Origin of the sequence: Aeromonas bestiarum (assembly GCF_028751155.1) — a bacterium.
In the GTDB taxonomy this organism is placed as follows: Bacteria; Pseudomonadota; Gammaproteobacteria; order Enterobacterales; family Aeromonadaceae; genus Aeromonas; species Aeromonas bestiarum.
The window spans coordinates 3,965,305-3,979,535 of record NZ_CP064746.1 but is presented as its reverse complement, the minus strand read 5'-3'; the positions used below and the strand labels follow the sequence as shown (position 1 = coordinate 3,979,535).

Annotated in this window: 15 protein-coding genes; 10 read left to right on the top strand and 5 right to left on the bottom strand. The window is 61.5% G+C overall.

Going from position 1 to position 14,231, the window contains the following annotated elements:
* Positions 1 to 15 precede the first annotated feature (15 nt).
* Both IU367_RS18300 and IU367_RS18295 read right to left on the bottom strand, forming a co-directional pair.
* The gene (locus IU367_RS18300; protein WP_274452685.1) at positions 16 to 864 is read right to left on the bottom strand and encodes an alanyl-tRNA editing protein; all 849 of its coding nucleotides are present in this window, start codon (positions 862 to 864) and stop codon (positions 16 to 18) included.
* A 110-nt stretch (positions 865 to 974) separates the two neighbouring features.
* Positions 975 to 2,198, bottom strand: a complete 1,224-nt coding sequence (locus IU367_RS18295) for an Nramp family divalent metal transporter (RefSeq protein WP_274452684.1) — start codon at positions 2,196 to 2,198, stop codon at positions 975 to 977.
* Positions 2,199 to 2,435: 237 nt separating this feature from the next.
* Here IU367_RS18295 and rpsF point away from each other — a divergent pair, with 237 nt between their 5' ends.
* From rpsF to IU367_RS18275, 4 genes are all read left to right on the top strand, one after another.
* Positions 2,436 to 2,825: a 30S ribosomal protein S6 gene (gene rpsF, locus IU367_RS18290; RefSeq protein WP_005313395.1), complete on the top strand. Its 390-nt coding sequence runs from the start codon at positions 2,436 to 2,438 to the stop codon at positions 2,823 to 2,825.
* A gap of 30 nt (positions 2,826 to 2,855) precedes the next feature.
* Entirely contained in the window at positions 2,856 to 3,086 is a 231-nt protein-coding gene (rpsR, locus tag IU367_RS18285) for a 30S ribosomal protein S18 (RefSeq protein WP_005313392.1), read from the top strand.
* A 49-nt stretch (positions 3,087 to 3,135) separates the two neighbouring features.
* A complete protein-coding gene (gene rplI, locus IU367_RS18280; RefSeq protein ID WP_043135484.1) occupies positions 3,136 to 3,582 on the top strand; it encodes a 50S ribosomal protein L9 in 447 nt (148 codons plus the stop codon).
* A 100-nt stretch (positions 3,583 to 3,682) separates the two neighbouring features.
* Complete coding sequence (locus tag IU367_RS18275) at positions 3,683 to 4,426, top strand: ferredoxin--NADP reductase (RefSeq protein ID WP_098980764.1); 744 nt, start codon at positions 3,683 to 3,685, stop codon at positions 4,424 to 4,426.
* A 53-nt stretch (positions 4,427 to 4,479) separates the two neighbouring features.
* Here the strand turns inward: IU367_RS18275 and IU367_RS18270 are convergent, their stop codons facing one another.
* Positions 4,480 to 4,809 carry a hypothetical protein gene (locus IU367_RS18270; protein WP_274452681.1) on the bottom strand — a complete coding sequence of 110 codons (330 nt, stop codon included), beginning with the start codon at positions 4,807 to 4,809 and terminating at the stop codon, positions 4,480 to 4,482.
* Between the two features lie 344 nt (positions 4,810 to 5,153).
* Here IU367_RS18270 and IU367_RS18265 point away from each other — a divergent pair, with 344 nt between their 5' ends.
* Positions 5,154 to 6,158: a Preprotein translocase subunit SecY gene (locus IU367_RS18265; protein WP_274452679.1), complete on the top strand. Its 1,005-nt coding sequence runs from the start codon at positions 5,154 to 5,156 to the stop codon at positions 6,156 to 6,158.
* A 1-nt stretch (position 6,159) separates the two neighbouring features.
* On the opposite strand, the gene fos is transcribed toward IU367_RS18265, so the two are convergent.
* Together fos and IU367_RS18255 are read right to left on the bottom strand one after the other, a co-directional pair.
* Positions 6,160 to 6,561 carry a fosfomycin resistance glutathione transferase gene (fos, locus tag IU367_RS18260; RefSeq protein WP_274452678.1) on the bottom strand — a complete coding sequence of 134 codons (402 nt, stop codon included), beginning with the start codon at positions 6,559 to 6,561 and terminating at the stop codon, positions 6,160 to 6,162.
* A gap of 20 nt (positions 6,562 to 6,581) precedes the next feature.
* Positions 6,582 to 6,749 (bottom strand): hypothetical protein, encoded by a 168-nt coding sequence (locus IU367_RS18255; RefSeq protein WP_005308905.1) that lies wholly within the window; start codon positions 6,747 to 6,749, stop codon positions 6,582 to 6,584.
* A gap of 44 nt (positions 6,750 to 6,793) precedes the next feature.
* Here IU367_RS18255 and IU367_RS18250 point away from each other — a divergent pair, with 44 nt between their 5' ends.
* From IU367_RS18250 to IU367_RS18230, 5 genes are all read left to right on the top strand, one after another.
* Complete coding sequence (locus tag IU367_RS18250) at positions 6,794 to 7,783, top strand: NADP-dependent oxidoreductase (RefSeq protein ID WP_274452677.1); 990 nt, start codon at positions 6,794 to 6,796, stop codon at positions 7,781 to 7,783.
* The gene (locus IU367_RS18245; protein ID WP_043135490.1) at positions 7,780 to 8,217 is read left to right on the top strand and encodes a YqaA family protein; all 438 of its coding nucleotides are present in this window, start codon (positions 7,780 to 7,782) and stop codon (positions 8,215 to 8,217) included. The genes IU367_RS18250 and IU367_RS18245 overlap by 4 nt, the downstream gene beginning before the upstream one ends.
* A gap of 26 nt (positions 8,218 to 8,243) precedes the next feature.
* Positions 8,244 to 11,057 carry a M16 family metallopeptidase gene (locus IU367_RS18240; RefSeq protein ID WP_274452674.1) on the top strand — a complete coding sequence of 938 codons (2,814 nt, stop codon included), beginning with the start codon at positions 8,244 to 8,246 and terminating at the stop codon, positions 11,055 to 11,057.
* A 59-nt stretch (positions 11,058 to 11,116) separates the two neighbouring features.
* The gene (gene gshA, locus IU367_RS18235; RefSeq protein ID WP_274452672.1) at positions 11,117 to 12,715 is read left to right on the top strand and encodes a glutamate--cysteine ligase; all 1,599 of its coding nucleotides are present in this window, start codon (positions 11,117 to 11,119) and stop codon (positions 12,713 to 12,715) included.
* A gap of 292 nt (positions 12,716 to 13,007) precedes the next feature.
* A complete protein-coding gene (locus tag IU367_RS18230) occupies positions 13,008 to 14,222 on the top strand; it encodes an aldose 1-epimerase family protein (protein ID WP_274452670.1) in 1,215 nt (404 codons plus the stop codon).
* Positions 14,223 to 14,231 lie beyond the last annotated feature (9 nt).

Genomic DNA, 14,231 nt, shown 5'->3' with positions numbered 1-14,231 from the left:
GGCCTGACGGTTGGCTCAGGGAGTGACCCGGGTCGTCAGGGTGAAGCCCTCCTCGCAGGGGGCGAGCTGCACCCGAACCTGGCCCAGCTCGGCCAGGGTGCCGACATGGGTGCCGCCGCAGGGGATGGTGACCTCTTTACCTTCAAGCATGCAGTGCCAGTAGCGCGAATCTATGATGGCCTCGCCGGCCCGGCTGCGGCGGATCTCGCCGCCAGTCGCCAGCCAGTCAGCCAGCTGCTGGTTGATCCTCTCTTCTATCTGCGGCAGATCCGCCAGCAGCGCCTCGCTGTTGACTCCCTTCTTGCGCAGGCTCTTGCCGATGCGGTACTGCTCCTGGGAACCCATGGGCTCGACCCGCGAGGTCTGGATGGCGAGGCGGTCAAAGTCGGGCTGATCCAGCGCGTCGCGCTCGCTCACCTCTTTGCGCCAGTAGGGAACCAGCACCCGGTTGAGGGCCAGCGCCGCCAGATGGCAGCCGCTGTGGCCCAGGCTCAGGGCGTGGCGGACTGTGGCATCCACCTTCAGTTCAACCCGTGAGCCCACCGCCAGAGAGTGCCGGCCTGCCAGGGGATGCACCACCACGAAGGCCCAGCCTTCGGCGCCACGTTTGACCGGAATCTCTGTGTCCACGAACAGTTCGCCTTCCGGGCTGATGGCACCCATGCGGCAGGGGCCCAAGCTGGCGTCGCCGTCATCCCAGCAAACCGTGCCCACATCGCCTGGCTGATCGGGCCAGAGGTGGCTCTGGGGGTGGAAAGGAGTGAGGTCGGTGACCAGCAGGCTGGTGTCGCCGCTCTGGCAGAAGAGCACGCTGGCCTGTTCATGATGGTGGCCCAGCACGAAGCTGGCTCGGGTATGTTCCATGGATGGCTCCTGCTAATCGAAGAGGAAGAGAGAGCCGCAGCATACGCCAAAGTGCAGACCGGCTCATTAACCCAGGTTAATGAGCCGGCCTGAATCGCGGGTTGTGAGCGCTAGATCATGGCAACCAGCAGGTAGGCGTTGAGCCCGATCACCAGCGCGACGATAAGGCGACCGACTGCCTGGGTCACCGGATGGTTGCGATACTCGCCCATCAGCGCCCGATCGCCGGTCAGGATCAGCAGTGGAATGAGCGCCAGCGCGATACCGAAGCTCAGTACCACCTGGCTCAGCACCAATATTTCGGTGGTGTTGAGCCCCATGGCGATCACCACGAAGGCGGGGGCCATGGTGATGGCGCGGCGCAGCCAGAGCGGTATGGTGAAGCGCACGAAGCCTTGCATCACCACCTGACCGGCGAGTGTACCCACTACCGTGGAGGAGATGCCTGAGGCCACCAGTGACAGGCCGAACAGGGTGGCGGCAGCCTCCCCCAGCAAGGGAGTGAGCGTCTGGTAGGCGGTTTCGAGTTCGGCCACGGGCTGGTTGCCGGCGCCGTGGAAGGCGGCCGCCGCCATCGCCATCATGGCCAGGTTGACGAAGCCGGCTATGGTCATGGCGATCGCTACGTCCACCCGGGTGGTGTGCAGTCGCTGAGGCACTGTGCCCTGATCCTGGGTGTGCTGGGTCAGCGCCGAGTGCAGGTAGATGACGTGAGGCATGACAGTTGCACCGAGCAGGCCAGCGGCCAGATAGACGGCGTCGCTGTTGGGCAGACCGGGGAAGAGGGCGCCTTCCAGCAGGCTGGGCAGGTGGGGGCGGGAGAACACCAGCTCGACGATATAGGCCGCCGCCACGAACAGCAAGAGGCCGCCAACCACGAACTCCAGCGGCTTCTGACCGCGGGATTGCAGCATCAGAATGCCCCAGGTGACCACGGCCGTGATGCCGGCTCCTTCCAGCAGGGTGACGCCGAGCAGCAGCTTGAAGCCCACGGCCGCACCTATGAACTCCGCGAGATCCGTGGCCATGGCGATGATCTCCGCCTGTACCCAGTAGGCCCAGACCGCCGGTTTGGGCAGCCGATCTCGGATGTGCTCCGCCAGGTTCTTGCCGGTGACTATGCCGAGTTTGGCTGAGAGAGTCTGCACCAGCATGGCCATCAGATTGGCCCACACCACCACCCACAGCAGCTGATAGCCGAAGGTGGAGCCGGCCTGGATATTGGTGGCGAAGTTGCCCGGGTCTATATAGCCGATGGCTGCAATAAAGGCGGGGCCAAGCAGGGTCAGTTTGAATTTGCGGGCCGAGATGGCCGTGGTCAGCGCGGGTTGCATGGAATCACCCTCCATAAGATTATGGAGATAGAATAGATCTAAATGATAATTATTATCAATTGATGTTTTGTATCATGCCCATAGATAAAAACATCTGTGGCGGCCAGTTGCAGTGAGGGATGTGATTTCGTACAATACGCCGCCCTAGAAAGCAGTGTCTAAACACACCATACGTTCCTTGCCTCCGAGGTCTGGCTGCACCTGGGCGGAGGCTGAATTAATCCGTAAGGAGCTAAAATGCGTCATTACGAAATCGTCTTCATGGTTCATCCGGACCAGAGCGAGCAAGTACCCGGCATGATCGAGCGTTACACCGGCGCTATCACCACCGCGGGTGGTACTATCCATCGCATGGAAGATTGGGGCCGTCGTCAACTGGCTTACCCGATCGACAAGCTGCACAAGGCTCACTACGTTCTGATGAACGTGGAAGCAGAGCAAGCCGTTATCGATGAACTGGAAACCAACTTCCGTTTCAACGATGCCGTTATCCGCAACATGATCATGCGCACCAAGCACGCCGTGACTGAAGTTTCTCCGATGGCCAAGGCCAAGGAAGAGCGCTTCGTCCGTCGTGACGACGAGCGCCGCGAAGATACTGTTGAAGCAGCGTCTTCCGAAGAGTAATTCTGGATCACTGAATAGAGGATAAAGGCCATGGCACGTTATTTCCGTCGTCGTAAGTTCTGCCGCTTCACTGCCGAGAACGTTACCGAGATCGACTACAAAGATATCGTTACTCTGAAAAACTACGTCACTGAATCTGGCAAGATCGTACCGAGCCGTATCACCGGTACCCGCGCCAAGTATCAGCGTCAGCTGGCACGCGCCATCAAGCGTGCTCGTTACCTGGCTCTGCTGCCGTACACCGATCTGCACAACAAGTAAGAATCGGCCCGGCACTTAAGCCTAACTCAACTTTTATAGAGGAAAGGTAATGCAAGTTATCCTGCTCGACAAAATCGCCAAACTGGGCGGTCTGGGTGATCAAGTCGCTGTTAAAGCTGGCTACGCCCGTAACTATCTGATCCCGCAAGGCAAAGCCGTTATGGCTACCAAGGCCAACATCGAGACTTTCGATGCTCGCCGTGCTGAACTGGAAGCCAAACTGGCTGCCGGTAAAGCTGCCGCTGAAGAGCGCGCTGCCAAGCTGGGTGAACTGGCTGCTGTTGTCATCGCCTCCAAATCTGGCGACGAAGGCAAGCTGTTCGGTTCCATCGGTACCCGTGACGTGGCTGAAGCCATCACTGCTGCCGGCGTTGCTGTTGCCAAGAGCGAGGTCCGCATGGGCAACGTTCTGCGTAACACCGGCGAGTACGAAGTTGTTGTTCAGCTGCACGCTGACGTCAAAGCAACCGTACAAGTTCAGGTTGTTGCCCTGTAATAGCGTTTCGCTTTTGCAGAAAAACCCGCGCACTTGCGCGGGTTTTTTATTTTGGGATCAAAGGGTAAAGTGAGGTTCTGTTCCTCTGGAGGAGATCCTTATGGCAGCCTGGGTCGAAGGTAGGGTCATCGAGCGCATCGAATGGACCCCCACCCTGTTTTCCCTGCGTGTGGAGGCCGAACTCGTCCCCTACAAGGCAGGTCAATTTACCAAGCTGGCCCTCGAGCAGGGTGAGCGCCGCATCCAGCGGGCCTACTCTTTCGTCAATCCCCCCTCTGCGCCTTACCACGAGTTTTACTTCGTCGAGATCCAGGGCGGTGAGCTGACGCCTTCCCTCGGTTCCCTGCAAACGGGCGACACTCTGCTGGTGCAATCCCAGGCGACCGGCTTTCTGACCCTGGATGAGCTTCCGCCCGGCCGCGATCTCTGGTTGCTCTCCACAGGTACCGCCATAGGGCCCTTCCTCTCCATGCTGGCGGACGGCGAGGCATTTGAGCGCTTCGAGAACCTGGTACTGGTGCACGGGGTACGCAAGGGGGAGGAGCTGAGCTACCGAGCGCTTATCGATGGTTTTTCCGAACGCCACGGCGAGCGCTTTCGCTACGTGCCCTTCGTCAGCCGCGAGGCCTGGCCCGATGCGATGGAAGGGCGGATCCCGGCGGCCATCGCCGACGGGCGACTGCAGGAGCGAGTCGGGCTCGCATTTTCACCCGAGCTGAGCCAGGTGCTGATCTGTGGCAATCCGGCCATGGTGAAGGAGACGCAACAGACCTTGCTGGCATTGGGGCTGGCCAAGAACCTGCGGCGGGCGCCGGGCAACATCAGTGCGGAGAATTACTGGTAGTCCAATGAACACAGGGGCCATGGGCCCCTGTGTGATGTCTGCAGTGGTTCCGGCTAGTTCTTCTTGCCGTTCCCATTCCCGTTGCCGTTGCCCTTCTGCTTGTTGTGGCCCTGACCCGGATTGTTGCCGCTGTGGATGCTGCGGTTGTAGTGATCGCGATACTTGCCATCCACCTTGTCGCAGTTGAGCTGGATCCGGCTGTCGCCTATGCCGAGATCCAGGCAGTTGTTCTGCCACCAGTCGTACTCTTTCTGATCCCAGTTGATGTCCAGCTTGATGTCATCGGTGGAGAGCTTGACGCCATCGTTGTTCTTGAAGGAGGGCGCCGCAAAGGCCACGCCATGGGCCAGCAGGAGGGAGAGCAGCAGGGCGGTTTTATTCATGATGACCTCGGATTCAGGGTGATTGCTATCAGTCTAGAAGGTGCAGGCTTAACCTGAACGGAACCAGCATCATTGTGGCTGCGCCGGCTTTGCAGCTTGGCACGCCACCTTGCCAGAGAGGCTGCGCCGCTTCTTCGGTGCGACGGACCCGCTTGTCATTGCGTCGAGGCTGGCAGCTTGGGTTCGAGCCATCATCATGCCGGTGGCGGCTATTTGCCCAATCTGGTCGCAGCCTGTCCATCCAGGGCAGTATCTGATTGAATTCAAACGATTAGCCTTCATTCTGTCGATGGGGGGACTATAATCGGCAGCCAACTTTTCCTGCACAGTATCCCCACTTCATCATGAATACACAGGCTTCTGCCATATTGCGCTACCCCAAGGGGTGGTTCGCTCTGACCACGGTGTACAGTTTTACCGGGTTGGCCATTCTGGCCTCCATCGTCTTCTCCCTGTTGCTGTTTCTCTCCATCGACGACAACCCCCTGATGAAGTGGCTGTTCGGCGGTCTGGCCATCATTTTCGAACTGGGCAAGTTCTACGTCTGGTACGAGTACGGTGAGTGCAAGGCGCGCCGCGATCTCGGCGGCGCCTTCTGGTCGCTGCTGTTCTACAGCGTGCTGGCCGCCATCTCCATCGGCGGCAGCATCGGCGGCATCAACAGCGCCACCAACACCATACTGAGCCAGCAGGCGCGCCACGAGCGGGAGCTGGCCCGCTTCGATGAGCAGATCGCCAGCATAGAGCGGCAGATCCAGCTCAACGAGGAGGCTGCCCGCAAGTACATAGAGATGGCGCGTATCTCCAGCGGCGTCAGCGGCTTGCAGCAGGCCAATACCAAGCTCAGGTTGAAGCAGGATGAGTTGCGCCAGGAGCGGGATGCCAAGCCGGTCAATGAGCAGTCCTCCATGCTGGGGCTGATGAGCAGTCTGGCGGACGGGGTGGGCATGAGCATCAGCCAGGTGCAGTTTCTGCTGGTCTGCTTCCTCTCGGTGCTGCTGGATGTGTTTGGCGCCTTCTTCGTCAGTCTGATCGGCGAGGAGAACCGCTTCCGCCGCATGTGGCTGTGGCAGCAGGCGCGGGAGCAGGCAGCGGCGCGGCAGGCGGAGGCTGCGATCACTGCGCCCCCGGTGGTGAGCAAGCCGGAACCCGAGCCCGCTGTGGTGGCCCAGGTGCGCTCCGTGCTGGAGAGCGGCGAGCTCAAATGCAGCAAGCGCGGGGTAGCCGAGGCGTTGTCGCTGTCGCTGGAAGAGGTGGACAGGGTATTCCAGCATCTGCTGGCCCAGGGGGTGCTGGGGCAGGGCAGCAACCGCCACTATCACCTGCGTATTGAAAACAACGTGGCGTGATTCACTCGAACCAGGTCAGTCCCTCATAAGGCTTGCTTCTCAGCGAGGCAAGCCTGCTTTCTAGGTTGCCTGCGTGGATCTCGAGTCGATGGCCATCAGGATCCTTCAAATAGAGTGAATCCCCCTCGCTGCTATTATTTTTCCACTCTTCTATGCCCGCCTGGCGCAGGTTGGCACAGAAAGTGGTGAATGACTCAGGCGAAATAGTGAAGGCGATATGAGTGTAATCCTGTGCGGGGGAGGGGGCGTCGCAGGAGAGGCATAACCATAGATCCCCCAGCGTCAAATAGGCGCCACGCGCCCAGCGAACCCTGGGTCGACACCCAAGAAGGCCCACATAAAACACGAAGCTTTTCTCAAGATCAGCTGTCGCCAACGTCAGGTGGTTCAGTCCGGTCAGCATGATTTCTCCATTTATGTTCACTAGTGCGTGAGCACCATCATCAGGCTGAGGAAGGCGGCCAGCCCCCCACCTATGCCGATGATCCAGTAAAACCCCTTGGCCCCCTGTTTGAGCGGGATGCGGAAGTAGAGCAGAAACGCCCACCACCCCAGGGCCAGCAACAGAGGAATAAGAAACATTCGAGCCATGGTGTCCTCGCTGTTATTCTGTTGACCCTTGATCAGTCAACAGGATGGATTGTGCAATGACGCAGCTACAGATTACCGCATTCGGCGACCCCTCGGTACTCAAGCTCAACCCTTCGCAGGGCAAGGTGCCCGCCGAGGGGGAAGTCCGGGTGCGCATCTGCTTTGCGGGAGTCAATCCCATCGATGCCAAGACCCGGGCCGGCCTTGGCTGGGCGGCGGCCCAGAACAAGGACAAGCTGCCCTGGACGCCGGGTTATGATGTGGCTGGCGTGATTGAGAAGGTGGGCCCAGGCGTGACCTCGCTGGCAGAGGGAGATCAAGTGTGCGGCATGGTGGGCTTTCCGCTGGCGGGCGGCGCCTATGCCGACAGCACTGTGGTGAGCGCAGAGGCGCTGGTCAAGCTAGATGGCATCAGCCTCAAGCAGGGCGCCGCCCTGCCGCTGGCCGGTCTCACCGCCTGGCAGGGGCTGTTTGAACATGGTGCCCTCAAGGCCGGGCAGCGGGTGCTGATCCTGGCCGGTGCCGGCGGCGTTGGCCATCTGGCGGTGCAGTTTGCCAGCGCTTACGGCGCCGAGGTGGTCGCCACGGCCAGTCGTGACAATCACGGTTTTCTCCATGGCCTGGGGGCCGGTCATCTTGTGGATTATCACGACCCTGACTGGGTCGCGCAGATCCTGGCCCAGGGTGGGCAGGTCGATCTGGTGCTGGATCTGGTGGGCGGCGAGAGCGGCAAGGCGGCGCTGGCTTGCGTCAAGCCCGGTGGCCGTCTGGTGACTGTACCCACCATCACGGCCCAGCAGATCAAGGATGCGGCGGTCGATGCCGGCATAGAGGTGCTCGGCATGCTGGTGCACCCCGACAGCAAACAGCTGGCCCAGATGCTGATCCTGCTGCGCCAGGGGGATGTGCACATCACGGTCGGTGGCGAGTTTGCCCTGGCCGAGGGGGCGCTGGCCCATCAGGTCATCGAACAGGGCCATGTGCGTGGCAAGCTGGTGCTGCGCATGCCTGCCGCCGATGGCCAGCCCGGATGACTGGTATTGCCGAGATGGGGCTGGGCTGGCTGTTTCTGAGCGCCTTCACCTCCGCCACCCTGCTGCCCGGCAGCTCGGAAGTGCTGCTGGGGGCCATGGCGGCCAAGGGTGAGTGGAGCATGACCAGCCTGCTGCTGTGGGCGACGCTGGGCAATACCCTGGGCTCCATGACCACCTGGTGGCTCGGCTGGCTCGCCACCTTCAAGAAAAAACCGGAAGATTTTCAAGGCCGTGGGGAACAAAAAGCCCTCGGCTGGCTCAAACAACATGGTCACTGGTGTCTGCTGCTGGCCTGGACGCCAGTGGTCGGTGATGGCCTCTGTCTGCTGGCCGGTTGGCTGCGTCTCTCCTTCTGGCGCTCTCTCATCCTGATCGGGCTCGGCAAATTATTGCGTTATGCCCTGGTTTTTCTGTTGGCCAGTCACATTTTCTAGCCCCTTTCTTCACTCACGAGGTAACCGTGAACAAACTCATTCCATTAAGTCTTCTTCTGGGCTTCACCCTGCCCGTGCTGGCAGCCCCCACCCTGGTGTCGGAGCAGGTCAAGGAAGAGGGCAAGCTCGGCATCCCTTACCAGATGTACAAGCTGGACAACGGTCTGACCGTGATCCTGGCGTCCGACAAGTCAGATCCCCTGGTGCACCTCGACGTCACCTATCACGTGGGCTCGGCCCGCGAGCAGGTGGGCAAGTCCGGGTTTGCCCACTTCTTCGAACACATGATGTTCCAGGGCTCAAAACACGTTGGCGATCAGGAGCATATGAGGATCATCAACGAGGCGGGTGGCGACATGAACGGCACCACCAACAAGGATCGCACCAATTATTACGAGACTGTGCCGGCCAATCAGCTGGAGAAGGTGCTCTGGCTGGAAGCGGATCGCATGGGCTTCCTGCTCGATGCGGTGAGCCAGAAGAAGTTCGAGATCCAGCGCGCCACCGTCAAGAACGAGCGCGCCCAGCGCATCGACAACCAGCCCTATGGCCTGGTGAGCGAGAAGGTGGGGGAGGCGCTCTACCCGCGCACCCATCCCTACTCCTGGCAGCCCATCGGCTATGTGGAGGATCTGGACCGGGTCGGGGTGGATGACCTCAAGCAGTTCTTCCTGCGCTGGTACGGCCCGAACAACGCCACCCTGACCCTGGGTGGCGACTTCGATACCAAACAGGCGCTGGCCTGGATCGAGCAGTACTTCGGTTCCATCCCGCGCGGTCCTGACGTGGCCGAGCCGACCCCTGAGCCGGTGAGCCTGCCCGAGACCCGCTACGTGACGCTGGAGGACAAGGTCCATCTGCCGCTGCTCTACATCAGCTACCCGACCGTCGCCCTCGGCGATCCGCAGGAGCCGGCGCTGGACATGTTTGCCGACGTGCTCGGCGGCTCCGCCAGCTCCATGCTCTACCAGTCGCTGGTGAAAACCGGCAAGGCCATAGACGTGGGCGCCTCCCACTACTGCGAGGAGCTGGCCTGCACCCTGACTGTCTACGCCTACCCCAACCCGGCGGTGGATGGCAGCCTCAAGACCCTCAAGGGGGAAGTGGACAAGGTGATCGGCGAGTTTGCCGGTCGCGGCCTCAAGCCGGAGGATCTGGAAAAGGCCATCAGCAGCTATCGCGCCTCGGCCATCTGGGGTCTGGACAGCGTCTCCGGCAAGGTGAGCCAGCTCGCCATGGGCCAGGTGTTCGCCCAGGATCCCAACTATGTGTTCAAGAGCCTGGATGCCATCGGCAAGGTGACCCCTGAGCAGGTCAAGGCGGCCTATGACAAGTTCATCGTGGACAAGCCGGCGGTGGTGCTGAGCGTGGTGCCCAAGGGCAAGACGGATTGGCAGGTGACCAAGCCGAACTTCACCCCTGCCAAGCGCGAGCTGCCCGATTACAGCCAGCATGGGGAGCCGCTGGCACTGCGCCCGGTCAAGGACAACTTCGATCGCAGCGTGCAGCCCAAGGCGGCGGATGCGGTCAGCGTCAAGGTGCCCGCCATCTGGCACGGCAAGCTCGACAAGGGGATCGAGATCATCGGCACCCAGAGTGACGAGATCCCGGCCGTCTCCATCATGGTCGCCCTGCCGGGCGGCATGCGGGCCGAAGGCAAGGGAGAGCTGGGGCTCGCCAGCCTCACCGCCAGCATGATGGGACAGGGCTCGGTGCGCCTGACCGAGGCCCAGCTCAGCGACGAGCTGCAAAAGCTCGGCTCCAGCGTCAGCGTCTCCAGTGCCCAGTACAGCAACCTGGTCACCATCAGCAGCCTGACCGACAAGCTGCCCCAGACCCTGGCGCTGGTGCGCGAGGTGTTCGAGCGGCCCGGCATGCGGGAGGCGGACTTCGAGCGGGTCAAGGCGCAGATGCTGCAAGGCATGAAACAGAGCGAACAGCAGCCGGAGTGGCTGGCAGGCCAGGCGTTCCGCGAGCTGGTCTATGGCAAGCAGAACCGCCTCGGTCAACCGGGTGACGGTGTGCTGGCCGACGTCGAGAAACTGACCCTGGCGGACGTGAAGCGCTTCTATCAGAACTACTACAACCCGGCCAACGCCAAGGTGGTGGTAGTCGGGGATGTGGCTCAGCAACAGGTGGAGGATCAACTCGGCTTCCTGACCCAGTGGAAGGGCGCCACGCCGGTACTCGGCAGCCTCAAGCCCAAGGGTGAGCAGGCCAAGCCGGGTATCTATCTGGTGGACAAGCCGGGGGCGCCCCAGTCGGTGATCCGCATCGGTCGTCGCGCCATGGCGTTTGATACCACGGGGGATTACTTCACCGCCGGGCTGATGAACTTCAACCTGGGGGGCAACTTCAACAGCCGTATCAACCTCAACCTGCGCGAAGACAAGGGCTACACCTACGGGGCCAGCTCGGGCTTCTCCGCCAATCGCGAGGTGGGTACCTTTGCCACCGGCGCCAATGTGCGGGCCGATGCGACCGTGGATGCCATCCGTCAGTTCCTCAAGGAGATGGACAGCTACCGCGCGACCGGCCCGACCCCGGTGGAGCTGGCCTACATGCGCAGCGCCGTCTCTCAGCAGGATGCGCTCTCATACGAAACCCTTGGCCAGAAGGCAGGCTTCCTGCTGCAGATGATCATGTATGACCTGAAGCCGGACTATGTGCAGGCCCAGAATCAGCTGATCAAAACGGTGTCACCCGAGGCGCTCAAAGCCAGCGCCGCCCGCTGGCTCGATCCGGCCGACATGGTGATTGTGGTGGTGGGTGACAAGCAAAAGCTTGAAAAACCCCTGAAGGAGCTTCATCTTCCCATCTATCCGCTGCAGCTGCCCTGAGGGCGCTTCATAAAAATAGCGCCGCCCCCCTGTGGGGCGGCCACACATGAGCCGTGAATATGACTACTACTAGCTTGTCACTCACCGAGTTGTTGACCGCCCTGGGTTCGCCGGAACGGCTGACTGCCCTCAAGGGGATCCGGCGCGGGATCGAACGTGAATGTCTGCGCATCACGCCGGAAGGGACCCTCTCCCAGACGGATCACCCCAGGAGTCTGGGCTCGGCCCTGACCCATGCCAACATCACCACCGACTACTCGGAGAGCCTGCTGGAGTTCATCACCCCGGCCACCGACTCCATCGACAGCCTGATCGAACAGCTGGGCGACATCCATCGCCACGCCATCCATCATCTCGGTGACGAGCGCATCTGGCCGCTCTCCATGCCCTGCTTCGTCGGCGACGAGGAGAGCATACGGCTGGCCCAGTACGGCAGCTCCAACATAGGGCGGATGAAGACCCTCTACCGGCAGGGGCTGAAGAACCGCTATGGCAGCCTGATGCAGGTGATCGCCGGGGTGCACTTCAACTTCTCCATGCCGGACAGCTTCTGGAGCGAGTGGCAGGATCTGGTGTGCGAGGGCTGCTGCAGCCAGCGCTTCATCTCCGACAAGTACATGGGGCTTATTCGCAACGTCTACCGCTTCGGCTGGCTGGTGCCCTATCTGTTCGGCGCCTCCCCGGCCATCTGCGACTCCTTCCTCAAGGGGCGCAAGAGCAGCCTGCCGTTCCAGAAGACCGGCAAGGGCACCCTCTATCTGCCCTATGCCACCGCGCTGCGCCTGTCCGATCTCGGCTACACCAGCAGCTCCCAGAGCAAGCTCAACATCAGCCATGACAACCTGCCCGCCTATGTGGCCAGCCTGCGCCGCGCCATCAGCACCCATGATCCCGAGTTTGCCAAGATAGGGGTCAAGGTGAACGGCGAGTACCGTCAGCTCAACGACAACGTGCTGCAGCTGGAGAACGAGCTGTACGCCCCGATCCGGCCCAAGCGCACCCCGCGCAGCGGCGAGAAACCCTCGGATGCGCTGGAGCAGCGCGGCATCGAATACATAGAGCTGCGCACCGTGGATGTGAACCCCTTCACCCCGTTCGGCATAGATGTGGATCAGATCCGCTTCTTCGATCTGTTCCTGGTCTGGTGCCTGCTGCGCCCGTCTCCCGTGCTGGGTGACGAGGAGATTGCCCGCAATCGCCGCAACCAGAACAAGGTGGTGCTGGAGGGGCGTCGCCCCTGCCTGGAGCTTGAAGACGAGCAGGGCAATGCCATCGGCCTCAAGGAGTACGGGCTCCAGCTGTTTGACGAGCTGGCTCAGGTGGCCTCCCTGCTGGATCGCTGCTGTGGCCGCAACCGCTACCGCGAGACGCTGGCCATGCACCGCGAGAAGCTGCTCAACCCCGAGCTGACCTACTCGGCCCGCCTGCTCAAGCAGTTGTTGGAAAGCGGCCAGGACAACGGCTGCTTCGGCGACGAGCTGGCGAGCCGCTATCGGGAAGAGATGCTGGCCGGCGAGCTGCAGTATTGGGACCAGGCTTACTTCGCCGCCGAGGCGCGGGAATCCCTCGCCAAGCAGCGGGAGCGGGAGCGCAGCGACAGCCTGTCGTTCGACGACTTCCTGGCCGACTACTTCGGTACCCGCCAGACCACGACCTGATCCGTCCGCCTTTCGATCCGCAAGCCGCTCCTGGAGCGGCTTTTTTATTGCGTCTTTCCCGCCTCTCCCCGGCGTATTTCCGTGGCCAGAGCGTTCGAAAATGGCGCCCGAAAATAAGTGTGAGTCAGCCTTCACTTCAGCAGGGCGGGTGGGGCTTTTATTGTCAATCCGCTCACATTTCCCTCTTTTTCGGCTTGAGTCTTGCGCCGTGGACGCCTAACGTCACGACAACTGAAACGATTCAGCTTTCACAAAAACCATTCACAAGAACAAGAGACACGAGGATAAATCCATGTTGAAGAGACTCTCCATTGCCGTACTGCTCGCCCTGGGTGCGAGCTCGGGCCAGGCCGCCGAATTTCTGCTGACCGACTCCCAGCAGGGGCTGGATGTGGGGGACTGGAAGATCAGCAGCGACAAGCTGGGGATCAAGAGCCCTGTGCCCTTCTCCGTCGAGAAGAAGCGGCTGCACGGCGGGCGTCAGGAGGGGGTGGATCTGCTGATCGTCGACAACGGCGTGATGAAGATTACCCTGGTGCCGACCCGCGGCATGGGGATCAAGGAGGTCAAGGGGGCCGATGTGCGCCTAGGTTGGGATTCCCCCGTCAAGGAGGTGGTCAACCCGGCCTTCATCGATCTGGAGAGCCGCGCCGGTCTCGGCTGGCTCGATGGCTTCAACGAGATGCTGGTGCGTTGCGGCTACGAGTGGACCGGTCACCCCGGAGTCGACGACGACGGTCGCCTCAAGAGCCTGCACGGCCGGGTGCAGAACATACCGGCGTCCGTGGTCAGCGTGACCATAGACGAGGAGCTGCCCTATGCCATTCACGTGCTGGGCCGGGTGGACGAGCGCACCTTCAAGATGAGCGAGCTGGTCACCTGGACCCAGCTGAGCGTAGTGCCCGGTCAGGCGGAGTTTGCCCTGCAGGACAAGCTGACCAACCACGCCGACTACGAGAACGAGTACCAGATCATCTATCACAGCAACTTCGGGGCGCCGATCCTGGAGGAGGGGGCGCGCGTCAGCACCCCGGTGAAGCAGATCTCCCCGTTCAATGACTACGCCAAGGCGGGGCTGAAGAGCTGGCAAACCTATCTGGGGCCGACCAAGGGCTTCGATGAGATGGTGTTCAATCTGGTGCCCTACAGCGACGCCGAGGGCAATACCCTGGCGGTGCTGAACAACCGGCAGGGCAGCGCCGGCGTGGCTGTGGGTTACAACACGCACCAGTTGCCCGTGCTGACCCTGTGGAAGAACACCGATACCCGGGCCCAGGGCTATGTGACGGGTATCGAGCCCGGCACCAGCTATGCCTACAGCACCAAGTACCAGCGTCCGCTGGGGCTGGTACCCAAGATCCAGCCGGGGGAGACCAAGACCTTCGATCTGACCTATCGCCTGCTGCGCAATGGGGAGGAGGTGAAGCAGGCGCTGGCCCAGGTGGATAAGATCCAGGCCGGCCGTCCCACAGAGCTGCGCGAGCAGCCGCTGGTCAAGCTGCCCTGAGTGGCAAGC

Excerpts from the sequence above, each read along its gene's own strand:
- rpsF (WP_005313395.1), top strand. The coding sequence starts at position 2,436 with ATGCGTCATTACGAAATCGTCTTCATGGTTCATCCGGACCAGAGCGAG.
- IU367_RS18255 (WP_005308905.1), bottom strand. The coding sequence starts at position 6,749 with ATGGCTCGAATGTTTCTTATTCCTCTGTTGCTGGCCCTGGGGTGGTGG.
- IU367_RS18270 (WP_274452681.1), bottom strand. The coding sequence starts at position 4,809 with ATGAATAAAACCGCCCTGCTGCTCTCCCTCCTGCTGGCCCATGGCGTG.
- IU367_RS18265 (WP_274452679.1), top strand. The coding sequence starts at position 5,154 with ATGAATACACAGGCTTCTGCCATATTGCGCTACCCCAAGGGGTGGTTC.
- IU367_RS18295 (WP_274452684.1), bottom strand. The coding sequence starts at position 2,198 with ATGCAACCCGCGCTGACCACGGCCATCTCGGCCCGCAAATTCAAACTG.
- IU367_RS18275 (WP_098980764.1), top strand. The coding sequence starts at position 3,683 with ATGGCAGCCTGGGTCGAAGGTAGGGTCATCGAGCGCATCGAATGGACC.
- gshA (WP_274452672.1), top strand. The coding sequence starts at position 11,117 with ATGACTACTACTAGCTTGTCACTCACCGAGTTGTTGACCGCCCTGGGT.
- fos (WP_274452678.1), bottom strand. The coding sequence starts at position 6,561 with ATGCTGACCGGACTGAACCACCTGACGTTGGCGACAGCTGATCTTGAG.
- IU367_RS18245 (WP_043135490.1), top strand. The coding sequence starts at position 7,780 with ATGACTGGTATTGCCGAGATGGGGCTGGGCTGGCTGTTTCTGAGCGCC.
- rpsR (WP_005313392.1), top strand. The coding sequence starts at position 2,856 with ATGGCACGTTATTTCCGTCGTCGTAAGTTCTGCCGCTTCACTGCCGAG.
- IU367_RS18250 (WP_274452677.1), top strand. The coding sequence starts at position 6,794 with ATGGATTGTGCAATGACGCAGCTACAGATTACCGCATTCGGCGACCCC.
- rplI (WP_043135484.1), top strand. The coding sequence starts at position 3,136 with ATGCAAGTTATCCTGCTCGACAAAATCGCCAAACTGGGCGGTCTGGGT.
- IU367_RS18300 (WP_274452685.1), bottom strand. The coding sequence starts at position 864 with ATGGAACATACCCGAGCCAGCTTCGTGCTGGGCCACCATCATGAACAG.
- IU367_RS18230 (WP_274452670.1), top strand. The coding sequence starts at position 13,008 with ATGTTGAAGAGACTCTCCATTGCCGTACTGCTCGCCCTGGGTGCGAGC.